20 protein-coding genes are annotated in these 25,053 nt (G+C 69.7%); 13 read left to right on the top strand and 7 right to left on the bottom strand.

All coding sequences use genetic code 11. The features are described from left to right. Nucleotides 1–29 precede the first annotated feature (29 nt). Entirely contained in the window at nt 30–1,118 is a 1,089-nt protein-coding gene (gene ychF, locus OHB01_RS04750) for a redox-regulated ATPase YchF (RefSeq protein WP_142650347.1), read from the top strand. A gap of 124 nt (nt 1,119–1,242) precedes the next feature. On the opposite strand, the gene OHB01_RS04745 is transcribed toward ychF, so the two are convergent. Continuing rightward, complete coding sequence (locus OHB01_RS04745) at nt 1,243–3,612, bottom strand: RICIN domain-containing protein (protein ID WP_328854979.1); 2,370 nt, start codon at nt 3,610–3,612, stop codon at nt 1,243–1,245. A gap of 404 nt (nt 3,613–4,016) precedes the next feature. After that, on the bottom strand, nt 4,017–4,493 hold the full coding sequence (locus OHB01_RS04740; RefSeq protein WP_328854978.1) for a GNAT family N-acetyltransferase: 477 nt from the start codon (nt 4,491–4,493) through the stop codon (nt 4,017–4,019). Between the two features lie 73 nt (nt 4,494–4,566). Here OHB01_RS04740 and OHB01_RS04735 point away from each other — a divergent pair, with 73 nt between their 5' ends. The 12 genes from OHB01_RS04735 (at nt 4,567) to OHB01_RS04680 (ending at nt 20,092) form a co-directional block, all read left to right on the top strand. Continuing rightward, nucleotides 4,567–5,064 carry an RNA polymerase sigma factor gene (locus tag OHB01_RS04735; RefSeq protein ID WP_142650349.1) on the top strand — a complete coding sequence of 166 codons (498 nt, stop codon included), beginning with the start codon at nt 4,567–4,569 and terminating at the stop codon, nt 5,062–5,064. Next, nucleotides 5,057–5,980, top strand: coding sequence for a hypothetical protein (locus OHB01_RS04730; protein WP_142650350.1), 924 nt, complete (start codon nt 5,057–5,059; stop codon nt 5,978–5,980). Before OHB01_RS04735 ends, OHB01_RS04730 begins: the two co-directional genes overlap by 8 nt. Before the next feature lie 312 nt (nt 5,981–6,292). Then, nucleotides 6,293–6,997 carry a hypothetical protein gene (locus OHB01_RS04725; protein WP_328709177.1) on the top strand — a complete coding sequence of 235 codons (705 nt, stop codon included), beginning with the start codon at nt 6,293–6,295 and terminating at the stop codon, nt 6,995–6,997. Between the two features lie 353 nt (nt 6,998–7,350). Then, nucleotides 7,351–8,361, top strand: a complete 1,011-nt coding sequence (locus OHB01_RS04720) for a conjugal transfer protein (protein WP_142650352.1) — start codon at nt 7,351–7,353, stop codon at nt 8,359–8,361. A 65-nt stretch (nt 8,362–8,426) separates the two neighbouring features. After that, on the top strand, nt 8,427–8,699 hold the full coding sequence (locus tag OHB01_RS04715) for a hypothetical protein (RefSeq protein ID WP_244312715.1): 273 nt from the start codon (nt 8,427–8,429) through the stop codon (nt 8,697–8,699). Nucleotides 8,700–8,721: 22 nt separating this feature from the next. After that, nucleotides 8,722–11,721, top strand: coding sequence for a TcpE family conjugal transfer membrane protein (locus tag OHB01_RS04710; RefSeq protein ID WP_328854977.1), 3,000 nt, complete (start codon nt 8,722–8,724; stop codon nt 11,719–11,721). A 30-nt stretch (nt 11,722–11,751) separates the two neighbouring features. Next, nucleotides 11,752–14,229 carry an ATP-binding protein gene (locus OHB01_RS04705; protein ID WP_328854976.1) on the top strand — a complete coding sequence of 826 codons (2,478 nt, stop codon included), beginning with the start codon at nt 11,752–11,754 and terminating at the stop codon, nt 14,227–14,229. Beyond that, nucleotides 14,226–16,772 (top strand): type IV secretion system protein, encoded by a 2,547-nt coding sequence (locus tag OHB01_RS04700; protein WP_328854975.1) that lies wholly within the window; start codon nt 14,226–14,228, stop codon nt 16,770–16,772. The genes OHB01_RS04705 and OHB01_RS04700 overlap by 4 nt, the downstream gene beginning before the upstream one ends. A 19-nt stretch (nt 16,773–16,791) precedes the next feature. Continuing rightward, complete coding sequence (locus tag OHB01_RS04695; protein WP_147942569.1) at nt 16,792–17,439, top strand: hypothetical protein; 648 nt, start codon at nt 16,792–16,794, stop codon at nt 17,437–17,439. Continuing rightward, complete coding sequence (locus OHB01_RS04690; protein WP_260617426.1) at nt 17,436–18,581, top strand: NlpC/P60 family protein; 1,146 nt, start codon at nt 17,436–17,438, stop codon at nt 18,579–18,581. The genes OHB01_RS04695 and OHB01_RS04690 overlap by 4 nt, the downstream gene beginning before the upstream one ends. Further along, a complete protein-coding gene (locus tag OHB01_RS04685; RefSeq protein ID WP_328854974.1) occupies nt 18,578–18,979 on the top strand; it encodes a (deoxy)nucleoside triphosphate pyrophosphohydrolase in 402 nt (133 codons plus the stop codon). The genes OHB01_RS04690 and OHB01_RS04685 overlap by 4 nt, the downstream gene beginning before the upstream one ends. A gap of 93 nt (nt 18,980–19,072) precedes the next feature. Then, a complete protein-coding gene (locus OHB01_RS04680) occupies nt 19,073–20,092 on the top strand; it encodes a hypothetical protein (RefSeq protein ID WP_328854973.1) in 1,020 nt (339 codons plus the stop codon). Nucleotide 20,093: 1 nt separating this feature from the next. On the opposite strand, the gene OHB01_RS04675 is transcribed toward OHB01_RS04680, so the two are convergent. The 5 genes from OHB01_RS04675 to OHB01_RS04655 all read right to left on the bottom strand — a co-directional run bounded on the left by OHB01_RS04675 (nt 20,094) and on the right by OHB01_RS04655 (nt 24,944). Continuing rightward, the gene (locus OHB01_RS04675) at nt 20,094–20,777 is read right to left on the bottom strand and encodes a DUF262 domain-containing protein (RefSeq protein WP_328709183.1); all 684 of its coding nucleotides are present in this window, start codon (nt 20,775–20,777) and stop codon (nt 20,094–20,096) included. 65 nt (nt 20,778–20,842) lie between these two features. Beyond that, entirely contained in the window at nt 20,843–21,394 is a 552-nt protein-coding gene (locus tag OHB01_RS04670) for an AAA family ATPase (protein WP_405396542.1), read from the bottom strand. Between the two features lie 98 nt (nt 21,395–21,492). Next, nucleotides 21,493–22,245 (bottom strand): succinate dehydrogenase/fumarate reductase iron-sulfur subunit, encoded by a 753-nt coding sequence (locus OHB01_RS04665; protein WP_142652439.1) that lies wholly within the window; start codon nt 22,243–22,245, stop codon nt 21,493–21,495. Continuing rightward, nucleotides 22,245–24,131 carry a fumarate reductase/succinate dehydrogenase flavoprotein subunit gene (locus tag OHB01_RS04660; RefSeq protein ID WP_142652438.1) on the bottom strand — a complete coding sequence of 629 codons (1,887 nt, stop codon included), beginning with the start codon at nt 24,129–24,131 and terminating at the stop codon, nt 22,245–22,247. The genes OHB01_RS04665 and OHB01_RS04660 overlap by 1 nt, the downstream gene beginning before the upstream one ends. A gap of 9 nt (nt 24,132–24,140) precedes the next feature. Continuing rightward, nucleotides 24,141–24,944, bottom strand: a complete 804-nt coding sequence (locus OHB01_RS04655; RefSeq protein WP_328709184.1) for a hypothetical protein — start codon at nt 24,942–24,944, stop codon at nt 24,141–24,143. Nucleotides 24,945–25,053 lie beyond the last annotated feature (109 nt).

Here is a 25,053-nt window from a genome sequence, read left to right as displayed (position 1 = left end):
ACCCCCCGAGACCCCTAAACTCGTGGTACGTGAGCCTGAGCATCGGCATCGTCGGCCTGCCCAACGTCGGCAAGTCCACGCTTTTCAACGCCCTGACCAAGAGCGGGAACGCCCTCGCGGCCAACTACCCGTTCGCCACGATCGAGCCGAACGTGGGCATCGTCGGCGTGCCGGACTCCCGTCTGGACAAGCTGGCGGAGATCTACGGCTCCGCGCGCATCCTCCCGGCCAAGGTCGAGTTCGTCGACATCGCGGGCCTGGTGAAGGGCGCGTCGGAGGGCCAGGGCAGGGGCAACCAGTTCCTCGCCAACATCCGCGAGACCGACGCGATCTGCCAGGTCATCCGCGTCTTCTCCGACCCCGACGTCACCCACGTGGACGGCGAGGTGGCGCCGGAGCGCGACATCGAGACGATCAACACCGAGCTGATCCTCGCCGACCTGCAGACGATCGAGAAGGCGCTGCCCCGCCTGCAGAAGGAGGCGCGCAACAACAAGGACCGCAAGGTCCTGCTGGAGGCCGCCGAGGCCGCGGCGAAGCTGCTCGACACCGGCACGACCCTGTACGCCGGGGGCAAGGCGGCCGGGATCGACCTCGCCGACCTGCGCGAGCTCCACCTCCTCACGGCCAAGCCGTTCCTGTACGTGTTCAACCTCGACGCCGACGAGCTGACCGACACCGACCTGCGGGCCAAGCTCTCGGCGCTCGTGGCCCCGGCGGAGGCCGTGTTCCTCGACGCCAAGATCGAGTCCGAGCTGGTGGAACTGCCCGACGACGAGGCGCTGGAGCTGTTGCAGTCCGTCGGCCAGGAGGAGTCGGGCCTCGCCCAGCTCGCCCGGGTGGGCTTCGAGACGCTCGGCCTGCAGACGTACCTGACGGCCGGGCCCAAGGAGGCCAGGGCCTGGACGATCCGCAAGGGCGCGACCGCCCCCGAGGCCGCCGGGGTCATCCACACCGACTTCCAGCGCGGTTTCATCAAGGCCGAGGTCATCTCGTTCGAGGACCTGGTGGAGGCCGGCTCGATGACCGCCGCCAGGGCCGCGGGCAAGGCCCGCATCGAGGGCAAGGACTACGTGATGCGCGACGGCGACGTGGTGGAGTTCCGCTTCAACGTCTGAACCGGCGCTGTCCGCCGTGCTCGCCGCGAGTGGCCGGCCGGGTCCGCGTCGCAGGGTTGCGATGCGGGGGTTCGCGATGCGGGGGTTTGCGATGCGAACCCGGCCGGCCGGTGTCACCGTCGGCTCAGCTGCGGGACCACTTCTGGTTCCCGCCGCCGTTGCACGTCCAGATCACCAGCTGCGTGCCGTTGGCGGTGCCGCCGCCGTAGGCGTCCAGGCACTTGTTCGAGCCGACTCCGACGATCGTGCCGTCGGGGTTGAGCGTCCACTGCTGGTTGGTGCCGCCGTTGCAGTCGTAGATGTCGACCCGGGTCCCGTCCGCCGTGCCCTGTCCGTAGGCGTCCAGGCACTTGGTGCCGTAGACCATCAGCTGCTTGGACGGCGTGAGGGTCCAGGTCTGGTTGGCGCCGCTGTTGCAGTCCCAGAGCGCGACCTGGGTGCCGTTGGCCTGCGACTGGTTGGGGACGTCGACGCAGCGGCCGGAGGCCTGGCCCCTGATGGGACCGACGCCGCTGTTGCCGTTTCCGCCGCTGGTCTCGGTGACGGAGAGGTTGTCGAACATGTCGGTCTGGTATCCGACCACTCCGAGCCCGACCTGTCCGGTGAAGTAGGAGTTGTCCGTCACCGAGCCGAGCGCGGTGCCGTCGAGGGTGGCGCTGATCTGGTTGCCCGTGAAGCTGAGCGAGATCGTGTGCCAGGTGTTGGTCCCGAGCGAGCCCAGGGAGCCCGAGGTGAGGGTGCTCACCGTGCCGGACGTGGTGCTCTTGGCGATCGACCAGGCGCCGGAGTTGTTCAGCCGCAACTGGTAGGCCGCCTGGTGGCTCTGCGGGCGTGACTGCGTGTTCGCCCGCCCGAGCAGCGTGATGGTGCCGGCCTGCTGGAAGTTGACGTCCACGCTGACCTTGTAGTTGCTCCAGGACGGGTCTCCGACCAGGCCGAAGGCGTCACTGTCGTCCTGCCATTCGATCGGACGCATGGGGGTCACCTGCTGCAGGCACTGACCGGCCCGGCCGCCTGCGCAGGGCCGGACCTCGAAGGATCCCTGCATGTCGGAGAAGTACTTGGCCTCGGTGCGGGAGGCGTAGGCGTCGAAGTCGTCGGAATACGGCAGAGCCAGCGGCGCGCTCGCCGGTCCGGTCGCCGTGCCCTTGCCCTGGCCGGTGGTCGTGGTCACCGAGTAGATCCGGTTCGGCTGCATGGTGAGCGAGTAGGAGCCGTTGCTGGGGGTGATGTCCGGCTGCCTGACGAACCAGTCGGCCGGGTTGTTCGACCCCAGGTCGGTGGACCACACGTGCACGGTCCCGGTGCTCAGCCCGCCTGTCACGTTGACGTTCACGGTCTGCGTGGTCGTCGACGTGCTGGTCTCGTAGATGGTCGAGTAGTCGGTGTTGTTCGTGGACTTCAGGGAGATGTAGCTGCCGTTGCTCCGGTTCCCGCCGAGGTATCCGCTCGCGGAGCCGGTGAGGAAGCGCCAGCCCGGCTGGGTGAACTGGGCGACCTGGGCGTTCGCCCACAGACTGCGGCCCACCCGATAGGCGCCCGACCACGGCGAGTTGGCGACCGCCAGGGCGGTGGTGTTGAAGGGCAGGTTCGGGTAGAGCGCGGCCACCAGCGGCCAGTTGACGAAGCCCGTCATCTGGCCGTCGAGATATCCGCGGGTGATGCTGCGGATATAGGGGGCCGAGCCGCTGATGTAGTCCTGCGACCCGAACTCGCTGTTCCAGATCGGCTTGCCGGTGGCCACGGCGTTCGCGCTGGACGGACACGAGGTGGCGTCGCTCAGGTAGCCGCACAGGTAGTGCGCCCCGACCACGCCGACCGCGTTCTTGAACGCGGAGTCGCTCAGCATGTCGTCCGCGGTGGACAGGCCGAAGCTGTCGTCGCCGACGATCTGCACGTTGCCGTAGCCGTTGGAGTCGAGGGCCGACCGGAGGTTCTTGTACCAGGTCTTGTTGTGCCCGCGCTCGTTCCATCCGCCGATGTAGCTGATCGTCAGGCCGTGCTGCTTGGCGCAGTTGAGCCAGGAGATGTCGTAGTCGATCATGTCTTGGGACCAGAAGTTCCCGCCGCCGATCCAGCCGGGCGCGGTCCACGGCAGCGCGATCAGCTTGATGTTCGGGTTGCGCGCCACCGCCTGCTCGCCCAGCCAGAACTCGTAGCCGACGTTGCAGTTGATGTCACCGCGGGTGTGCTCGATGCTGGGTTCGGAGCCGTCGGTGGAGTTGGCGTCACCGCCGATCTCCAGTTTCAGCAACTGCACCGCCGCGCCGTACCCGGGCTTGAACAGGTAGTCCAGGATCTGGGAGCGCTGCGTCTCCGGGTAGTCGATGAGCAGCCGGGAGTTGCCGCCGCCGCCGCTGATCGCCCCCACCCCGTCGAACGTGCGACCCGTCGAGCCGCCGTTCAGCGTGATGGTCGTCGTGGCCGCCTGGGCCGCCGGCGCGGTCACCACCACCGCGCCGGCGCCGGTCACGGCCGCTGTGACCGCCGCCATGATGATGCGGATCCATTTCCTGTCGCCGACTGGTCGACGTTTGCGCATGCCGGACCTCCGGGGTGTCCGTGTGGGGGATGGGTGACGGGCGGTCCACCGACCCTGCCGGATCGCTTTCTGTTGGAAGCCGTTTGAAATTGTCAGAGCGGTTGGGGCATGTCAAGGCGTGGTCAGGCGGGAAAGATGGCGTGTGAACCTGGCTGAACAGGCATGCAGCGGAAACGCGGCTGACGGCCGTCGCCCGTGATGAACGTTTCAGGCGTCCGCGTACGTTCGGTCGCGCTCGGTTATGGCAGAGAATGTTGGAACGCGAGCCCTCGACGTTCGTGCTGCTCAGACGTGCTCAGACGCGCTCAGACGGGCTCAGACGGGCCCAGACGGGCTCAGACGGGCCCAGGCCGTGCTCAGGCGAGAGCGCGGTAGTAGTGGAACATCGGCTCGGGCGCTCCGGGCTCGACGTTGGCGAAGCCGTGCGCCTCGTAGAAGCGGCGCGTGTCGGTGTCCTCGCCGTCGACGTTGATCGCGAGGATCGCCGCGCCGCGCTCCCGTGACAGGCGGCACGCCTCCTCGAGCAGGGCGTGCCCGAACCGCTGCCCGCGCAGGCCGGGCCGTACGTACAGCTCGTCGAGGACGACGGACGGGCCGTCATGCCAGACGTCGGGCCGGAAGGTCAGAACGGCGACGCCGACGGCCGGTTCGCCGGTGAGAAGGGCGACGAGGTCATCCCCGGCGAGCAGCCGGCGGAGGCGCGCCGTGAGCACGTCGGTGCCCGGTGTCGGCGTGTCGAACTCGCGGTTGAAGGCGTCCAGCAACTCGGCGACGACAGCGGCGTCGGACGGCCTCGCCTGCCGCGCCGGGTGCTCCTGCTGCGATATGGCCACCTTCGCACCCTCCCTGCCCGGCTCGGCGGACCGCAAGACATTTTGCGGGTGACCATTTCCGGCCCGTTCGCGTCTGGTCTGTTGTGACAGACACGAAGACGCGGGGGGCATCATCATCGAGGAGCTGTACCGCGAGCACTGGGCGCTCGTGTGCGGGTTCCTGTTGCGCCGCACCCGCGATCCCCACCTCGCCGAGGACCTCGCCCAGGAGACGTTCGTCAAGGCGACCAGGGCCCTGCTCGGCTGGCGCGGCGGAAACCCGGCGGCATGGCTGCTCGTCATCGCCCGCAACGTTCTCGTCGACCAGGTGCGGCGGCACCGCCGCGAGCTGGACCTGCCCCACCCTGACGAGCTCGGCGTGCCTCCGTTGCACGTCGAGTCGCTGGCCGTACGCGACGCCCTGGACCGCCTGCCCGAGGAGCACCGCAGGCTGCTCACCCTGGTCTACTTCGAAGGCTTCTCGCTGGTCGAGGTGGCCGCGATGACCGGCAGGAAGCACACCGCCGTCAAGACGGCCGTGTGGCGTGCCAGGGCGGCCTTCGCCGATCTCTACGGAGGCCCTCATGACTGACGACGCTCTGCTGCCGCCCATGCCCGACTTCGATCCCCGGGCGACCCGCCGGGCCGTACGGCGGGGTGTCGCCCGCACCGCGATCACAGTGCTGGCGGGGCTGCTGGTTTCGGTCCTGGCGGCGACGGTGGGCTCCGGCATGATCCAGCGGCGCGGCGACAGGGAGCAGCGCATGACCGACGTGCTGGGCACCGCCTTCAAAATCTACAACCCGAGCTACGACATCGAGGTCAGAAACTGGGGTGCCACCACGCCGCTGTCGATGTCGTTCACCGTGGCCGCGAGGCCGGTGCGGGCCGTCGGAGGTTTCGTCGAGGGGTACGGCGGCGCCGAGCACGTGGTCACCCAGGACTTCTTCGGCCATGTGGGCAGGCTGCCGCTCGGCGCGAGCGCCGGCACCACGCTCAACCTCGCCCTGATGAACGTGGGGACGGGCAACCAGCCCAAGGAGGACAGCCGCAAGGTTCTGGCCCGGCTCCCCGAGGGGCTCAACGCGCTGGCGGTGGTCGAGTTCGCCACGCCGCTCACCATCGATGAGCTGACCTCATTCACCGGCAGGTACAAGTCGTACGCCGACAAGGTGGTTTTCGAACGGCGTCCCAGGTCGATCCCCATCACCTGGGGAGGGACGACGACATGGGACCGGGCCCCGATGCCGGGGGAGGACGATGAACCACTCAAATCCGACCTGGCGAACTTCCGCCGCTGGGTCGGCATCCTCAAGGACTACGACGACGACAACCTGCGCGACTTCGATCTCAGCCTGGCGCGGCTGCGCAAGGCCGTGAACGACGGCCTGGCCTACGCCTACGTGGACTCGTTGGTGACCATCGGAGAGCTGCGGAAGATCATCGAGGATCCGCTGGTACGGACGGTTCGCGTGGCGGACGTCGCCTACGATCTCGAACGGCCTTGAGATGGCCCGGTCGGGCAAAAGCGGTGGTCATGGTGGTGAGCGGCATCACCCGCCACACCTCTCCCTCTGGTCAGATCCTCCATGGCCAGCGGAAACGCTTGGGCCAACTGCCCTAGACGCATTCGTGAGCTTCGTTGAAGCATCGAGATGAGGCCGTTTGGCGCGTAGTCGCCGTTTGAATCCCTTTTCGCCACAAATCTCTTCGCCGCCGCAATCCGGCACAGCGGAAGGGGATGCCGGCCGATTTCGGGCACCGGGAAAAGCCCAGGTGGCCTGACCTGGCGAGGCCCGATCGGACCCAAGGAGGGGACCATGCATCGGAAATCCAGACAGCCGGCTCTCGCGGTGATTTTCGCCTCGACGCTCACGGCCGCCGGAGTCGCGCTGCTCGGCGGCACCGCCTCCGCCGCGACGGGTGCCCCGGAGTCGGCGTGGGCGCCGCAGGCGAGCGAGCCCGGCGGATCGGTGCGGGCGACGTCGTACACCACCACCCTCGGCGAGCCGATGATGATGGCCGAGGCCATGCCCGAGACGATGCAGCTCGGCATGCCGATGATGACGGTCGCGGAGCTCCCGGCGCAGTGGTCCACCGGCTGGTACGGCGGTGCGAGCCTGCGGAGCCAGGCGCTCCCGGGCATGACCGCGGCGTCGATAGAGGAGATGGCGGAGCAGGCCCGCCAGAGCATCAGGGACGAGGCGAGCAGCGCCAAGCAGCAGATCATGCAGGAGGCGGCGAGCGCACAGCAGCGCATCGAGGAGATGTCCCAGCGCGCGCAGCAGCAGCTGTCGGACCAGGCCCAGTCGCTGGCCGAATCCCAGGCCCAATCTCCGGAGCAGTCGTCCGCGAGCGAGTCGCAGACCTCCTCGCTGCCGGAGAGCGCCCCGGAGAGCGCCCCGGAGAGCGTGACGGGCAGCGCCATGGGCAGTGCGCCGGAGAACGTCCCGCCGGCGGCCATCCCACCGGCGTCGACCGAGTCGCAGTCGTCCTCCGCGTCCTCCTCCGAGGCGTGCCAGTGACGGTGCGGGCGTAGCTCAGAGGCACGACGGCCCTGCTCCGGCGGGGCCGTCGTGGCGCGTACGGACGGTTTCGTTATGCCTGCGAGCTGCGAAGACAGCAATAGGTGGCGGTTAGGTAATCGATGCCCCCGCTGGCCAGGCGTAACGTGCTTTTTCGCGGAGTGGATAGGTGTGGGGCGTCTCTCTGGGGATGTGGACCCGGTTTGCTCGGTCGCGGCGATGCTTGCACCATGGGCGTGGCTTACCTGGAAGAATTGGCGAGGCCGCTAGGGTGAATACTTCAATGCGGTTAACCGGATCGAGAGCAAGAGGAAACCGCGCCAGCCGGAGGGATCGGCGCGAGCGGAGGCGTGATGGCTCGCAGGTCAGACGTCCAGCAGGATCCGCGGATCGCTGGCGACCCTGACCCGTACCCACTGGAAGGTTTCGAGGCGGCGAGCGCGGCGCACGGCACGGTCCCCCGCCGCAGAGGCTGGAGCGGTGGTGGAGGCCGCTGGCTCGTCTGGACCGGGCGGGTCATCCTCTGGGCGCTGATCATCGTCATCGTGGTCAACGGCATCCGCGCCCCGCTTGATCGGCTGACGCAGGACGACCCGGCCGGCGTGGCCCCCACCGGCTCGGCCACCTCCGGATTCCCGGTGACGCAGGCGGCGGCCTTCGCCAACCAGTTCGCGGCGGTCTACCTCAACTACGACGCGGCCAATCCCCAGCAGCGCGCGGAGCGGCTGAGGACCTTCCTGCCGGAGGGCGCCGACGAGCAGTTCGGCTGGAACGGCTACGGACGCATGTCCGCGGGGGCCTTCCAGTTCACCGGCATCGACGTGATCGACGACCACAACGCCCGAGTGACCGTGACCTACCAGTCGGGGGGCACCCGCGGGCTGCTGTCCGTGCCGGTCTACTACGACAACGGCAGGTTCGTGGTTTCGGCCCAGCCGGCCCTGCTTCCCGCGCCCGGCCCGGCAGGGCTGCCGCAGCTCCCGGACCCCGACCGCGACTCCGCCACCGAGGCCGAACTGCGTCCCCAGCTCGAAGGCTTCTTCAAGGCGTACGCCGCGGGCAACCAGGTCGACCTCCAGCGCTACGTCGCGAGCGGGGTGACCGTGAACGGGTTCAACGGCGAGTTCAGCCTCGCCGAGCTGAAGGACGTGGTGGTCCCGCCGGGCAGTTCCGACAGCAGGAAGGTCACGGCCGTGGTCGTGTGGGCGGTCGCGTCAGGACAGTCGGCGGGGGTGGCGAGCCCGTCGCAGGACCCGGCGGCACAGCCGGCCGGTCTCGAACAGGCCTATCAGCTGACCATGGAAAAGCAGGGCGGCAAGTGGTTCGTCAGGGACATCCAGGGTGCGAACCGGTCCGTGGGGTAGCGCATGCCCGGCAAAGACATCGCTGATCCATCCCCCCGGGAGGGCGAGAGTTGATACTGAAGACCATCGCGGACCACTTCCTTGATCTCGCCGCGCCCTCACCGGCGCCGACGGCGGGCATCAACACCGAAGGGCTCGCCGACTTCCTCCGGAGGTTCTTCGCTCCGCTCTTCCTCGCGGTCGTCTCCGTCGTGGCGATCTTCTTCCTCTTCACCCGCGAGATCACCAGGTTCGTCCAGTTCATCATCCTGGCGATCGCGATCGGCGTGATCTTTTACGTTCCCAACATCATCGAGGTGACGGCGAAGGCGATCGCGGGCGCACTTGGCATCAAGTGATCGGGCGGAGAGGAGGTTCGGGGTGGATCTGCCCACGTATACCAATATCTGGCGTATTGAGAAGCGGCTGTACAAGCTGTACGACCTACGGCTGCCGATGCCGCTTCCGGTCGTCTGGATCGGTGTGTTCGTGGGTGTCTCCGTGCCGTGGTGGGTCTTCCTCTACCTGATCGGACTGCCGTTCGAGGCTCCCTGGCACGTCATCTACCTCGTTCCGCCGGGTGTGCTCACCTGGTTGTCCACCCGCCCTGTCATCGAGAGCAAGCGCCTCACCGAGCTGCTCCAGTCGCAGCTCCGCTACATGAGCGAGCCCCGCACGTGGTGCCGTATGGCCCCGTTCGACGAGCCGGATGAGGTCACGCTGACGGCGCGTGTCTGGCGGACCACGCCGCCGGTCGCGGCGCCGCAGGCCAGGGCGGAACGCAAGGCGCGCCGCGCGGTCTCGGTCAAGGTGCCCGTTCCGAAGGTCTCCAGGAGCGGCGCGCGGCCGGCCTCGCGGGCCGCCGCGCGAGCAGGCGCGCATCAGGTGGATCCGTCACGTGTCGTACGCCCGGCCGTGGCGGCCGCCGCTGCCGCCGCCGCCCCGGTCGCCGACGCGCCTCCCGCACCTCTGTCCCGAAGCGGTGCCGCCTCCCGGGCGGGCGCCACCGGCGAGCGCGTCGTCTACCTCACGCAGCCGCCCGCGCCGCCCGCGCCGTCCGCGTCGCCTGTGTCCTCCGCGCCGCCCCTGCCGTCTGCGTCACCTGCGCCGCCCCTGCCGGCCGCGTCGTCTGTGTCGTCAGTGCCCCCGCCGCCGCCGCCGTCGCCGACGGAGTTGGAGCGGGAACGCGAGCCCCAGGAGCTTCACGAGAGCCGCGAAGAGAGCCACGAGCCGGGCCCTGTGCATGCCGCCGTGCAGGACCCCATGCAGGACTCTACGCAGGGCACTGTGCAGGGCACTGTGCAGGGCACTGTGCTGGACGCTGTGCAGGGCACTGTGCTGGACGCTGTGCAGGGCACTGTGCTGGACGCTGTGCAGGACTCTGCGCATGGCGCCGTGCAGGACTCTGGGCAGGGCGCTGCGCCGGCACCTGTGGAGCACGCGCCCCTGGCCGCCGCTGAGTCCGCCGCGCCCGCCGAGGCGTCGGAGGCACCCGCTGCTCCGCACGCCGTCCCTCCCATCGGCACCGAGACGCTGCGCCGCCTCCGCAGGCTCGCCGCCTCGGCCGAGCCCCGTCCCCAGCCCGGTCCCGAGCCCGGTCCCCAGCCCCGCCTCGAACAGGCTCCCGAACCCCGGCCCGAGCAGACTCCCGAGCCTCACGCCGTACGGTCGTCCGGTGCGGCGTCCTTCACTGAGCCGGAGCTGGAGCTGGAGCCCGGGCCGTTGCCGGAACCCGAGCCGGAGTCGGCTGCGGTGGAGCGCGCGCACGCCGCTGACGCCGCGGACGCGCCCCGGAGGCCCGCCGAGGACGCGGGTCGGGCACCCATGGCCCGGGAAACCACGGCCCGGGAAACGACGGCGCGGGAAACGACGGCGCGGGAAACGACGGCACAGCACGCCGCCGAGGCACTCGCGCAGCATCGGAAGGGCCGTCCGCCGCGGCTCGTGCGGCCCCGGGTGCCGGTCGGCACGGAGAGCGACGCAGCGGGCGAGCCGGCGGGCGAGGTGCCCGTGGTTCACGCGGCCACAGAAGCGGCATCCCCCGCGTCCATGGCGCCCATTGAGACCCTGGAGCCGGCGGGCGAGGCGCCCGTGGTTCACGCGGCCACGGAGGCGGCGCCCCCAGCCCCCCCGCAGCCGCTAGCGCCTCAGGCACCCCCAGCGCTCCCGGAGCCCCTGGAGCCGGCGGCCGACGTCTCCACTGCTTCCCGACCTGCTTCCCAACCTGAGACGCGGGACACGCCCGCCCGGGAGGCGGCGCACCACACGGGGGCCAGGCCGTACGAGAGCGCTGCGGGCACTGTGGGCACCCCTCGTTCAGCGGGCGCTGCGGGTTCGGCGGGCACGGCGGGAGTGTCGATCCGCGCCGTGCCTGTGGGGCCGCGCGCCGCGGGCCCGGCCGGTCCCGCCCGGCCGTCGCTGCCCACCCCGGGGACGCCCACCCCCGGCAGGCCGGCGCACGAGGAGCCGCCGCGCCTGCGCCGCGTCGAGGCCGTCGTCGGACGTGACACCTCCGGAGGCTGGCGCCGCCTGGCGCAGGTCGTCGTGGGCGGCAGCCGTACGGACGGCATGGAGGTCGACGAGGCCAGGACCCGCATCCCGCTCACCACGAGCAGGCGGATCATGGTGCTCGGCTGCACCGGCGGCGCCGGGCAGACGACCACGGCGTTAATGCTGGGCCACACATTGGCCCGCTATCGCGATGACCGTGTGCTCGCGCTCGACGCGAACACCGGAGAAGACACGCTCACGACGAGGATCGCCGCCGAGTCCCCCGAAACGCTGAGCTCGCTCATCGAGAGCTCGGAAGAGGTGAACGGCTACCTCGGCATGCGGGCGTACACGACGCGCTGTGAATCGGGGCTTGAGGTCGTCGGGGCGGACACCGACGACCGGGTGACGCAGCGCCTGGCCGAACGCGCGTTCCTGGCCGACTGGCGCAGGACGCTCGCCGCGCTCGACCGGCACTACCGGCTTACCGTGATCGACCCCGCGGCCGCGCTGGCGGCCCGGCTCCTGCCGTACGCCGACCAGCTCGTGCTGGTCGCCCCCGCGAGCGAGGACGCCTCCGAGGCGGTGGCGATGACCTACGAGTGGCTCGACGGGCACGGCTGCTCCGACCTGCGGCGACGCGCCGTAATGGTGATCAACGGCGTGAGCCGCCGCAGCCTCCCCGACGTGGAGCAGGCCGAGGCGGTGGCCAGCGGCCGCTGCCGGGCGATCGTCCGGGTGCCCTGGGAGGACGAGCTGGCTCCTGGGCGGCCGGGACCGGTCGACGTCAATCACCTCCGAATGGGCGGCCGCAGGGCGTACGTTGCGCTTGCGGGTGTGATCGTGAGCGGCCTGGCGGCTGTCCAGGCCAAGCAGGAGGTGGCCAGATGAGGGGCGAGCGAGGAAGCTGGTGAGAGGTCGATGAGCAGGGCGCGCAGTCGCCTCGCGGTGCGTTACTTCGACGACCGGGTTCTTCTCACCGACTCGGCGGCCTGGGCCTACTTCCGGCTGCCGACGGTGAGCTACGAGTTCCTCACCCCCGAGGAGCGCGAGGCGCTGGCCACCAACATCACGATCGCGCTGGCCGCGATCAGGATGTCCGACGCCGAGGTGCACCTGCGCATCGCGCACCGGGCCTACCCGGCGGCGGAGTGGGCGATGGCGCTCAACTCGACCTCCGACGAGGGCCCGGGCTGGCGGGAGTACCTGGAGGAGATGTACCGCCACGTCTGGGCCAAGGACTTCTGGAGCAAGGAGGTCTATCTCGGCGTACGGCTCGGGCCGCGTGGCGCGCAGCTCGGCACCGGCGTGCTGGCCCAGCTCTTCGGCTTCTACCAGCGCAGCGAGAAGGCGCTCGGCATCGAGGACGATCACGTGCCGGACAAGGAGATCACCCGGTGGACCGAGGCCGCCGAGCGGCTCGGCCGGGCCCTGGCCTCCAGCGCGCTCTACGCCCGCCACGCCACCTCGACGGAGATCGCCTGGCTGTTCCAGCACGCGGCGGCGGGCGGCCTCGGCGAGCCGTCCCCTTCGGCCACGCCGCGCCGCAGGTGGGGCAAGGGCGAGATCGAGGCGCTGGTCGAGGGGCAGATCCACAACGGCAGGTCGCTGCTGCGGATCGAGCAGCCGGCCGGAGACTCCTACACCGCGCACCTGTCGTTCGCCCGGTTCCCCGACCTCATGCCGTTCCCCGACGGCGAGCCGTGGCTGCACTTCGCCGACCAGTTGCCGTTCCCCGTGGAGATCTCCAGCCGGATGCGGCTGATCCCCCCGGTCAGGGCGAGCAAGGACGTGGCGCGCAAGCTGGCCCACGCCCGCGACATGGACATCCACATCCGCGAGGCGGGCGCGGAGGCGCCGCTCGCGCTGGCCGAGCAGATCGACGCCGCCCGCATGCTGGAGCACGGCATCACCAAGGAACGCCTGCCGTTCGTGTACGGCTGGCACCGCCTGAGCGTGAGCGCGCCGACCGAGGAGATGTGCGTCCAGCGGGTCGAGGCCGTCGTGGAGCACTACCGCGACATCGGCATCGACGTCGTCAACTCCACCGGCGACCAGTTCTCGCTGTTCTGCGAGGCCCTTCCCGGCGAGCGGCTGCGGGTCAACGCGTACGCCCAGCGGCAGCCGCTGCGCACGATCGCGGGCGGCATGGCCACGGCGACCGTCGAGCTCGGCGACCGGGTGGACGAGTCGAACGCCGGCTGGATCGGGCCGTACGTGGGGGAGACGCTGGGGCGGGCGCGCAGCATCGTGCACTTCGATCCGCTCGTCGCGGCGGCGCGCAACCGCCCGACCGCCATCGCGATCACCGGTGAGCCGGGCGGTGGCAAGACCACGCTCGCGCTGCTGCTGATCTACCAGATGGCGCTGCGCGGCGTCACGATCGCGGTCATCGACCCCAAGGGCGACGCCGAGTCGCTCGTACGGCTGCTGCGCGACCGGGGCCGCAGAGCCAGGGTCATCCCGCTGGGATCGGCCTCGCCGGGCCTGCTCGACCCGTTCTCGTTCGGCGACGACATCGCGACGAAGAAGACGATGGCGACCGAGACCCTGCGGCTGCTGCTGCCGAGGATGTCGGAGGAGCGCGAGTCCGCCATGATCCAGGCGGTCGCCGCGGTCTCCAACGAGCCCGACCCCTCGCTGGGCAAGGTCGTGGATCACCTGGAGCAGTCGACCGACCCGGCGTCGAAGAACCTCGGCGCCGTGCTGCGGTCGATGTCGGAGATGCACCTCGCCCGGCTGTGCTTCGACGCCTCGGGCGGCGAGCAGATCGACACCGAGGGCTGGACGACCGTGTTCACGCTCGGCGGCCTCACGCTGCCCGACGTGATGACGGCCAGGGACGACTACTCCTACGAGCAGCGGCTGTCGGTCGCGCTGCTCTATCTGGTGTCGCAGTTCGCGCGCCGCCTGATGAACGGGCTCGACCGGCGCACGCCGAAGGCGATCTTCCTCGACGAGGCGTGGGCGATCACGTCCACCCCCGAGGGCGCCAAGCTCGTGCCGGAGGTCTCCCGGATGGGCCGCTCGCGCAACACGGCGCTCGTCCTGGTCTCACAGAACGCCGGTGACCTGCTCAACGAGCAGGTGACCAACTGTCTGTCGTCGGTCTTCGCGTTCCGTTCGACGGAACGCGTGGAGGTCGAGCACGTGATGGAGCTCCTGGGCGTCGACCCGTCGGAGGAGCACAAGGCGGTGCTGCGTTCCCTGGGCAACGGGGAGTGCGTCTTCCGGGATCTGGACGGCCGGGCCGGCCGTATCGGGGTGGACCTTATCTCGGAAGAGCTGCTGCGCTGGCTTGACACCAATCCGACACACGACAAACCCAACGAGAACGTGCATGATCTTCTTGACGGGGGCTCCGGTCGGTCGGGGGTCGCGCAGGAGGTGCGATCGTGAGCGTGCGCAGGAACGGTCCCAGGGGTCGCACCCGGGAGGGCGGCAGACGTGGCAGGCGGGTCCGCCGGACCCTGGCCCTGCTTCTCGTCGCCTTCGCGGCGTTCGTGACGCTTCCCCTGGTTTTTCCCACCAGTACGGCGAGCGCGGTCGGGCCCTGTGACCTGTCGCCCAACCTCGCCCCCGAGATCGTCGGCGGCGGCGTCGACGGGCTGGTCCAGCCACCGGCGACCGACGACGCGGTGGCCGGCCAGAACACAGGTCAGAACACCGGCCAGAACACGGCGCAGGCGCCGAAGGAGCCGCAGACCAACTATGAGCGGTACGGCATGGCCGGCCAGTTCTGGCACACCTATGACCTCGGGTGCTCCGACGTCACGGCCGTGCTCGGCAACGCGTGGGCCAACACGGTCTTCTCGTGGGCCAAGGCCGTCGACCGGCTGACGATCAGCACCTACCAGGCGGCGGCGACCGAGGGCCCGCTGCAGCCCATCAAGGACGTCGCCGACGAGATCGTCACCAACCTGGCCAACGCGATGTACTGGCCCTACCTGCGGCCGATCGTCATCCTCGGCGCGATCTGGCTGGCGTGGTACGGCCTGATCCGCAAGCGCGCGACGACGACCACCGAGGGCGTCATCTGGATGGTCCTCGCGGTCACGGTCGCCATCTGGTTCTTCAGCCGTCCGGGTGACTTCACCAGCCTCGGCAAGACCGTCACCGACAAGACCGGCGAGATCGTGAACTCGGCGTTCTCCGGGCTGCCCGGGGCGGGCGGCGCGTCGTGCCTGCCGATGAAGGAGACCGCGCCGGGCGAGGTGCCGAGCGCCCCGACGGCGGGCGGGTACGGCCGCCAGGGCACGCCCGGTGTGGCGCAGAACGCCGACGCGCTGTGGTCGGTCCTGGTCTGCAAGCCGTGGCTGATGGGCGAGTTCGGCACGGCCGACCCCAACTCCGGTCTCGTGAAGGGTCTGGGCGCCAAGCTGCTCAACCTCCAGGCGATCGACGCCGCCGAGCAGGCCGCCGACCAGACGCCGGCCTCCGACTCGCACCAGCAGCGGTTCGAGGAGGAGATCGCCAAGCCGATGCAGAGCACCCCGGCGTACTTCCTGTTCCAGGGCAAGGACTGGACCAGCCGCCTGGGCATCGCGATCGGCGCGTTCATCGCCGCGATGGTCGCCGGTCTGCTGATCTTCCTCGTCGCGGTGTCGCTGCTCGTGCTGAAGGTCGGCTTCCTGCTGCTGCTGATGCTCGGACCGGTCTTCCTGTTGATCGGCGTGCATCCGGGCTCCGGCCGCATCATCGCCATGCGCTGGGTGGAGATGCTGGTCGGCACCCTGCTGCGTCAGGCGGTGCTGGCCCTGGTGCTGGGCGTCCTCGTGTACGGCTACGCGCTGATCATCTCGACCAGCCTGCCCTGGGGCATGCAGATCCTGTTCATGGCGCTGCTGACGATCGCGGTCTTCTTCTACAGACGGCCGTTCCAGCACCTGTTCGCCTCGATGGACGGGCACACGATCACCACCCGGATGCTCGGCGAGGCCGCGACCGCGCCGACCCTCTCGCGGGCGGCCAACGCGCTGCCGCCGGTGGCGGCGGCCCGGGCGGCCCGGTGGGGGCTGCGCAAGGCCGAGCCGGTCATGGGCGCGGTCGCGATGGCGACCGGTGCGGGCACGGCGGCGGCCGCCGCGACGGGCGTGGCGCAGGGCCGCGTGCGCGGCGAGGAGGGCGCAAGCAACGTCCCCGCCCAGGCGGGAGCGCGTGCGGGGGCGCAACCCGCGCCGCTCGACGCCGACGCGCAGGGGGCCGGCCGCCGCAAGGCCGGGGTCACCGCCTCGCGTCCGGGTACGGCCCCGCCGCTCAACCTCTCGGGCGTGCGCCCCGCCGGGGCCGTACGAGCGTCCATGCCGTCGGGCCCGGGCAAGCGCCCCGCGGCACAGGCGGCACAGGCCGTGTCGGCGGCGTCCGCGGCGTCCGCGGCGTCCGCGGCGTCTGCGGCGTCGGCGGGTAGCCCGCCGCAGCGGGTCACCGGCGTGTCCCCCGTGCCCGCGCCGTCTGCCGCGTCAGCCACAGCACAGCCCGCGCCGTCCCGCGGCCGTCTGAGCGGCGGGTCGAGCGGCGGGTCGTCCGGTGGATCGAGCGGCGGATCCGGTGGTGGCGGCTGGTTCGGCGGCAGGTCCGGTGGCGGCTGGGCCTCCCGGCCGTCGTCCACCCGGTCGTCCGGCGGCGGCTCGGGCGGGTTCTTCGGCGGCGGCTCGCGCGGCTCGTCGGGCAGGTCCTCGAACCGGTCGTCCGGTGGTTCGTCGGGTGGTTCGTCCGGTGGGATCTTCGGCGGATCGTCCCGCCGCAGCGACGGCGGCCGGTCCCGGCCCGCCCCGCGCGAGTCGGGTTCGTCCGGCGGCATCTTCGGCGGGTCGTCCAGCCGTCCCCGTTCGGCCGAGCCGCCGCCGCTCTGGCTGCCGAGCAGGGGAGAGAGCACGCGCCGCGACGGCGACGCGCCCACTCCGTTCTGGGCCAAGCCCGCCGACCGCGACTCCGGCGACTGACGGGAACCTCCGCGCCGTCATGAGAAGCCGAAACAGTGATCGGGGGAAGGGGCTCGCCTTCGCGGCGGCCGTTGTGGTGCTCGCCGCCGTCGGCGTCTACCTCACGATGAGCGGGCCGTCGGACTCCTCCTCGGGAGACGAGCAGACGAGGGAGCAGTCGGTCGTCGCCACCTCGCGGGCGACGGCCGCGGCCCGCGAGCCCAGCCCGGTGGCGACGACTCCGGGCGCCTTCGACGTGTACGCGTACCTGCCGCTGTCGAGGCAGGAGATCGGTGCCGCGGCCGACCTCGCGCGCCGCTTCACCGAGGCGTACGGCACCTTCTCGCCCGGAGATGAGCCGGCGGCGCGCGCCGACCGGCTGAAGCGGTTCGCGACCGACGAGTTCGGCGGGCAGATCACCAGGACCGTCACCGATCCCGCCGTGGTGGAGCAGAACGAGGCCGACCAGGTGACCTCCAAGGGGTCGGCGAAGGTGACGACGATCCGCGACATGACGGCCGACCAGGTGGTGTTCGTCGTCGACTCGGTCCGTCACGTCACGGACAAGAACGGCCAGAAGGACGTGCCCGAGCGCTTCGCCGTGACCGTGATCAAGGCAGGGACCGACTGGCGGGTGTACGACCTGCAACTGGCCGACGCCGGTCAGGACGGGGACAGCACGCCGTGACCGCTCCGCCGCGCATGACTCCCGCCTCGACGCGCGTCGTACGCAGGCTCGCGTCGGCGGGGCGGGACTGGCGGATGATCGCCGTGGCCCTCATCGTGATCGTCCCGGCCACGTTGTTCGGCTCGATCATCCTGATGACGCCCAGCCCGTCGATCCTCTTCGGCGGCGGCGCGGCGGAGAACTGCGCGCAGGCGGCCACGGGGGAGGGCGCCGCCGACGTCTCGCAGACCGCCCAGGGCGACATCCCGGCCGACTACCTGGAGCTCTACAAGAAGTTCGGCAAGCAGATCGGTGTGCAGTGGAACGTCCTGGCCGCCATCGGCAAGCGGGAGACGAACCACGGCCGCTCGACGCTGCCGGGGGTGCGCAGCGGCACCAACTACGCGGGGGCCGCGGGGCCGATGCAGTTCCTCATCAGCACCTGGGGCGGCCAGCCGAGGATCAAGATCGAGCCGGGGATCAACGGCTACGCCTCCGACGGCGACGGGGACGGTTACGGCGACGTCTACGACCCGGCGGACGCGATCCTCGGCGCGGCCAAGATGCTCAAGCGCAACGGCGCGCCCGACGACCTCAGAAGGGCGATCTTCGTCTACAACCGGGCCACCTGGTACGTCGACCAGGTGCTGGAGATCGCCAAGCGCTACGCGGCGACCGGGGAGATCGGCCTGCCGCCCGACGCCGACCCGGCCTGCGACTCCGGCTTCGTCGACAGCGCCCCCGACGACGTCGTCCGCAAGATCCTCGAGTACGCTCTGGCGCAGCGGGGCAAGCCGTACCGGTGGGGCGGCACGGGCCCGGACGCCTTCGACTGCTCGGGAATCATCTACATGGCCTACCGCAACGCGGGTCTGACCATTCCCCGCACGACCTTCGGCCAGTGGCCCTTCGGCGTGAAGATCGAGGCGGGCGAGGAGCAGCCCGGCGACCTCGTCTTCTTCAACGCCGGCCCCGGCACCTCTAAGGACAATCCCGGGCATGTCGGGATGGTCGTGTCGCCCGGCAAGATGATCGAGGCGCGGTGCACGCTGTGCGGGCCCATCAAGGTCACGACGTACCGTGACCGGCCCAACATCGTGGGGTTCACCCGGCCGCTGGAGAACGAGACCGTCATCGAGCAGCTCAAGAGGGCCCAGACGTGACGGGCCCGCGTCTCGTCGTCGGCGCCGCGATCGTCGAGGGCGGCCGTCTCCTCGCCGCCCAGCGGGCCGAGCCCCCGGCGCTGCGCGGGGGCTGGGAGTTCCCCGGAGGCAAGGTCGACCCGGGGGAGGACGAGCACGCGGCGTTGGTGCGCGAGTGCGTCGAGGAGCTCGGGGTCGAGGTCGCCCTCGGACGCCGGGTCGGCGGCGACTGGCCCCTGCACGGCGACTGGGTGATGCGTGTGTGGCTCGCGACCGTCGTCACGGGTGTGCCCCGCCCGCTGGAGCACCTCGCGCTGCGCTGGCTGGAGCCGCACGAGCTCTACGACGTCCCCTGGCTTCCCGCGGATCTGCCGGTCGTCGCCGCGATCGAGAAAATGCTGCCGAATCACGGCGGATAGTCGCCGAATCGTTCGCAAGATCGGGCTTTGCTCGTGCTTTTACCAATCTACAATCGGTTCTGACCTCGTAGCAGGGCCGACAGGAGGCGAGCGGTGATCGGACGCGTGTACCTGAGAGCCGCGTCCTCGGCTGCCGCGTCCGTGGCCATCGCCACGCTGGCGGTCCTGGCCGTGGGCCCGATGATCGGCGCGAACGCCGAGCCGGTGGAGCCGTGCGACCCCACCACGGACCCCCAGTGCGCCGTCGTCACGGTGACCGTCACCCAGACGCCGCCGGTCGGGTCGTCGCCGAGCGCGAGCCCCACGGCCGAGCCCGTGGTGACCAAGACCATCACCATCACGCCGACGCCGTCGCCGAGCAAGTCGCCCAAGCCGGTCACGACCACGACCGCTCCCCCCGCGTCCACGACGGAACAGAACACCGGGCAGAACACTGGGCAGTCGATCCCGACGCTGACCGACACCCCCGTCACGGATCCCCCCAGCCCGACCCCGGAGGACGACGGGGAGGTGAGCCTGGCCCCGGCGTCGACCGGGCCGACGCCGGACGCGGCGCAGCAGAGCCCCACCCCGAGCGGTGTGACGTTCGAGCAGCCCGATCCCCAGACGGTGCCGATCGAGATCCGCAACGCGACGCCCGAGTATGACAAGCCCACGCTGGCCCACCGGCTCGCCATCCCCGCCGGGGTGCTCGTGGGCATCGCGCTGATCGCCTGGCTGATCTTCGAGGGCCGGCTGCGCCGGATGGCGCACGCCGCCGCCGTACGGCGGGGCGGCCCGGCCGCGGCGCGGACGCCGGCACCCGAGGCGGCGGCAGCGGCCTACCCCGCGGCGGCCGCCCCCGGCTACGCGCCGATGGTGGGCTTCGTGCCCGTCCAGCCCTACACCGTGGGCTATGCGCAGCAGCCCTACGGCTACCCGGTGCAGTACGGCTACCCCCAGCCGTACGGATATCCGGTGGCCGACCCCGCCCAGATGCAGGCCCAGATGCAGGCGCAGCAGCAGGCCCAGATGCATGCCCAGCCGGACCCCTGGGCCGAGGCCACCCGGTCGGGTAACCTTCCGCAGCAGCCTCACGGCCCTGAGGACGAGGACCCCACGACCCGCCGCTGAGTCACCCGCTGTCTTGAGCGCTTTCCGAGCCGTCGGTGTACTCGTGCGCTGTGGCCTGTTCGTCCACGGTCAGTGACAGGCCGGCGCTGTTGAGCCGGGAGAAGACGGTGGTCGCCTGGGAGGGGGATCCTCCGATCACCCGGACGACGGGAATGCGATAATCCTTGATCCGGTGACTCACGTCGTACGCCTCGTGGAGAAGCTCCTCAAGTTCCTCCCCCCGCGCAATGCCGGTAAGGACGCGCTGGTAGGAGAGGAAATCCTTCGTCCTGAGCACCGATCTGAGTGGCAGCCAATGCGGAGGAGCCTCGACCGGGCCCGAGTGCCTATAGCGGCTTTCACGGGATAGTCGAAGGCCAAGAACACGGTATATCCGCCACATCCAGGCATCGGCGGAAGCCTGTGCGGACGCGGGAGCACGCAGACAGCCGAAAAGGGTCGCCAGGCGCTGGTGTCCGTCGAGCACGTAGCAGATCGGCAGGCCGGGTGGTGGCGGCGGTATCGGAATCCCGCCAATCTCATTCATGCTCTCCACCTCATCGGCAGGCTCCCACAGGACCAGGCTGCCGATGGGATAGCCGTCCTCAATGCTCTCGAAGAGAGCGGTCATCTGCCGTGGACGCCAGACGAAGGGGCGGCTGAACAACGGCACACGGATAGCACCGCTCGCGACTTTCTCGATCAACGCCTCCAGTTCCCATCTCTGCGGGACGGATCTGAGCTTCCCGTCACGGTCTGGCACGGCATCCCCTAGATGATTCGTTGAAGCATGGTGAGAAGCTGGCGTAGTTCAGTGGCGATGCCCTCGCCGAGCTTCTCGAAGTCGGACTGCGTCAGCCGGCCGTCTGCCGCAGCGCGTTCCATCAGCTCTCCGGTGCCCGCGTCGGCGAGGTTGACTTCGAGCTCGTACTCGTCCAACCAGGTCAATGTCGTTGTGGCGGAACCCGATGTGACGGTCAATTGCCTGACGACCTGGTCCTGCCACTCGTCGATGTTCTGCACGGTGACGTCGACGCTCCGTGCGTCGTCGGCTGGCCCGCTGGCGCACTCCAGTCCGAGCCGGATGCTGCCGTGAGGCCGACTGCCGTACACCAAGTGGCGGAAGTCAGGTGCCTCGTCGCCCAGCTGATCGAGGTCGAAGGGCGAGCGGGACGTCGTACGGATGCCCGCCTGCAAGAGGAGCGGTGTCCGGACAAGTGCACTCTTTCCGGAATTGTTTCTTCCGAGCACCACGGTGATCGGTCGCAGCTCCACTTTCTGTGGCTTCGCAAAACATCGGTAGTTTTCGACGGTAAAGCTGATCAGCGGTATGAGCCAACGCTAGTCCGCATCTCGATGACCTGTAAGTAAAACGAAAGGCGCCGATCGGAGGGACCGATCGGCGCCTTTCCTGCAGGATCTCAGCGCTGCCGCTTGAAGATCTTCGAGCCCAGCCAGACCAGCGGGTCGTACTTCCGGTCGACCACGCGCTCCTTCATCGGGATCAGCGCGTTGTCGGTGATTTTGATGTGCTCGGGGCAGACCTCGGTGCAGCACTTGGTGATGTTGCAGTAGCCCAGGCCGTGCTCATCCTGCGCCGACTCCTTGCGGTCCGCCACGTCGTACGGGTGCATGTCGAGCTCGGCGATCCGCATGAGGTAGCGCGGACCGGCGAAGTTCGCCTTGTTCTCCTCATGGTCGCGGATCACGTGGCAGACGTTCTGGCACATGAAGCACTCGATGCACTTGCGGAACTCCTGCGAGCGCTCGACGTCGATCTGCTGCATGCGATACTCGCCCGGCTTCACGTCGGCGGGCGGCGTGAACGACGGGATCTCGCGGGCCTTCTGGTAGTTGAACGACACGTCCGTCACCAGGTCCTTGATGACGGGGAACGTCCGCAGTGGCGTGACCGTGATGGTCTCGTTCTCCTCGAAGGTGGACATCCGGGTCATGCATCCCAGGCGCGGCTTGCCGTTGATCTCCATCGAGCACGAGCCGCACTTGCCGGCCTTGCAGTTCCAGCGGACCGCGAGGTCGGGGGCCTGCGTGGCCTGGAGCCGGTGGATGATGTCGAGGACGACCTCGCCCTCGTTCACCTCGACCGTGAAGTCCTCCAGACGGCCCTCGCCGCCCTCACCGCGCCAGATGCGGAACTTCGCCTTGTATCCCATCACGACTCCTTGACCGCGGCGTCGTATTCCGCCAGCTCTTCCTCGGTGAGGTACTTCTCCAGCTCGGAGCGCTCGAACAGGCTGATGAGGTCGCCCCGCATGGACGGCTGGATCTTCTCCTCGACCGTGATGGACGTGCCGTCCGGATTCGCGGAGCAGACCAGCAGCTTGCGCCGCCACTCGGCCGACATGCCGGGGTAGTCGTCGCGGGTGTGACCGCCGCGGCTCTCCTCCCGCAGCAGCGCGGCCTTCGCCACGCACTCGCTGACCAGCAGCATGTTGCGCAGGTCGATCGCGAGGTGCCAGCCGGGGTTGTAGATGCGGCTGCCCGAGGAGGCGGTGTTCTTGGCCCGCTCCTTGAGCTTCTCGATGACCTGGAGGGCCTCGCTGATCTCCTCGGACTTGCGGATGATGCCGACCAGGTCGTTCATCGTGCGCTGCAGTTCGTGGTGGACCTCGTACGGGTTCTCCCCGCCGGTCCGCTCCAGGGGTGCCAGGGCCTCGGCCTTGGCCTCGTCGATCCCGGTCACGGCCGGCCGCCTGGCCAGCCCGTCCACGTACGCCGCGGCTCCCGCGCCGGCGCGGCGGCCGAACACCAGCAGGTCGGACAGCGAGTTGCCGCCGAGCCGGTTGGAGCCGTGCATGCCGCCGGAGACCTCGCCGGCCGCGAACAGGCCGGGAACCGACGCCGCGCCGGTGTCGGCGTCCACCTCGACGCCGCCCATGATGTAGTGGCAGGTCGGGCCGACCTGCATGGGCTCCTTGGTGATGTCGACGTCCGCCAGCTCCTTGAACTGGTGGTGCATCGACGGCAGCCGCCTGATGATCTCGGCGGCGGGCAGGCGGGTGGACACGTCGAGGAACACGCCGCCCTGCGGTGAGCCGCGCCCGGCCTTCACCTCGGCGTTAATCGCCCTGGCCACCTCGTCACGGGGCAGCAGCTCCGGCGGACGCCGGTTGTTGGCCTGGTCGTTGTACCAGCGGTCCGCCTCCTCCTCGGTCGTGGCGTACTTGTCCTTGAACACGTCCGGGATGTAGTCGAACATGAAGCGGCGGCCCTCGGAGTTGCGCAGGACGCCGCCGTCGCCGCGCACCGACTCGGTCACCAGGATGCCGCGCACCGACGGGGGCCAGACCATGCCCGTCGGGTGGAACTGGATGAACTCCATGTTGATGAGCTTCGCGCCGGCGAGCAGGGCCAGCGCGTGACCGTCACCGGTGTACTCCCAGGAGTTCGACGTGACGACGTACGACTTGCCGATGCCGCCGGTGGCCAGCACCACGGCGGGGGCGTCGAAGACGATGAAGTCGCCCGTCTCGCGCCAGTAGCCGAAGGCCCCCGAGATGGCGTCTCCGTCCTTCAGCAGCCGGGTGATCGTGCACTCGGCGAAGACCTTGATGTACGCCTCGGGGTCGCCGTGCAGCTTCTCGTCCTCCTGCTGCAGGGCGACGACGCGCTGCTGGAGGGTGCGGATCAGCTCCAGGCCGGTGCGGTCGCCGACGTGGGCGAGGCGCGGGTATTCGTGGCCGCCGAAGTTGCGCTGGCTGATCTTCCCGTCCTTGGTGCGGTCGAACAGCGCGCCCCAGGCCTCCAGCTCCCAGACGCGGTCCGGGGCCTCCTTGGCGTGCAGCTCCGCCATGCGCCAGTTGTTGAGGAACTTGCCTCCGCGCATGGTGTCGCGGAAGTGCACCATCCAGTTGTCGCTCGGGTTGACGTTGCCCATCGCGGCCGCGGCGCCGCCCTCGGCCATGACCGTGTGGGCCTTGCCGAACAACGACTTGCAGACGATCGCCGTCCGCTTGCCCTGCTGCCGCGCCTCGATCGCCGCGCGGAGGCCCGCTCCACCGGCTCCGATGACGACGACGTCGTATTCGTGACGCTCCACTTGAAATCCTTATGCGAACGGGAAGTTGATGACGCCCTTGGCCACGAGCCGGACGTACAGGTCGGCGATCACGATCGAGGCCATGGACGCCCAGGCGAACTGCTGGTGCCTGGCGTTGAGCTTGGAGATCAGGGTCCACATCTTGTAGCGCAGCGGGTGCTTCGAGAAGTGGTTCAGGCGCCCGGCGGTGATGTGCCGGCACGAGTGGCAGCCGAACGTGTAGCAAAGGACCAGCACGGCGTTCACGACGAGGATGATCGAGCCGAGACCGACGTGTCCCCAGTTGCCGTTCTCGTCGCGGAACGACAGCACCGCGTCGTACGTCAGGATCAGACCGATGACCACGGCCACGTAGAAGAAGTAGCGGTGGACGTTCTGCAGGATCAGCGGCAGGCGCGTCTCGCCGGTGTACTTGCTGTGCGGCTCGGCCACGGCGCAGGCCGGCGGCGACAGCCACCACGAGCGGTAGTACGACTTGCGGTAGTAGTAGCACGTGAACCGGAACCCGCCGGGGAAGGCGAGGATCAGCAGTCCCGGCGGCAGGGTGTACCAGTCGCCGAACGGAGCGAACCCGAACAACCGGGCCCCCTCCGGGCAGGTCGCCGCCGCCAGACAGGGCGACGAGAAGGGGGCGATGTACGATCCGGCCAGCACGCTCAGGTCGAACATCGCCCAGAAGCCATAAATCAAGAACAAGAAGAGTCCGGCGAACGTGAGCGCCGGAGCCAGCCACCATCGGTCGGTGCGAAGAGTGCGCACCCTGATCTGCGCGCGTTGTTTCCTTGTCGCGCTCTCGGCCGTTGTCTGGGTCATCGGAGACCTTCCACCCTCACTGACTCCGCGCACGCCGGAGCGACCGCGCCGTACTGCTCAGGCCGTGCGCGTATTTGGTGGGGCACACATTACGACGAGCACATCATGA

It is taken from the genome of Microbispora hainanensis (assembly GCF_036186745.1).
GTDB lineage: Bacteria > Actinomycetota > Actinomycetes > Streptosporangiales > Streptosporangiaceae > Microbispora.
This window is presented reverse-complemented; position numbering and strand designations above follow the sequence as displayed.

Coding starts and splice junctions, on each gene's coding strand:
- OHB01_RS04745 (WP_328854979.1), bottom strand. CDS start 3,612: ATGGCGGCGGTCACAGCGGCCGTGACCGGCGCCGGCGCGGTGGTGGTG.
- OHB01_RS04695 (WP_147942569.1), top strand. CDS start 16,792: ATGAGAAGCCGAAACAGTGATCGGGGGAAGGGGCTCGCCTTCGCGGCG.
- OHB01_RS04665 (WP_142652439.1), bottom strand. CDS start 22,245: ATGGGATACAAGGCGAAGTTCCGCATCTGGCGCGGTGAGGGCGGCGAG.
- OHB01_RS04725 (WP_328709177.1), top strand. CDS start 6,293: ATGCATCGGAAATCCAGACAGCCGGCTCTCGCGGTGATTTTCGCCTCG.
- OHB01_RS04720 (WP_142650352.1), top strand. CDS start 7,351: ATGGCTCGCAGGTCAGACGTCCAGCAGGATCCGCGGATCGCTGGCGAC.
- OHB01_RS04730 (WP_142650350.1), top strand. CDS start 5,057: ATGACTGACGACGCTCTGCTGCCGCCCATGCCCGACTTCGATCCCCGG.
- OHB01_RS04655 (WP_328709184.1), bottom strand. CDS start 24,944: ATGACCCAGACAACGGCCGAGAGCGCGACAAGGAAACAACGCGCGCAG.
- OHB01_RS04705 (WP_328854976.1), top strand. CDS start 11,752: ATGAGCAGGGCGCGCAGTCGCCTCGCGGTGCGTTACTTCGACGACCGG.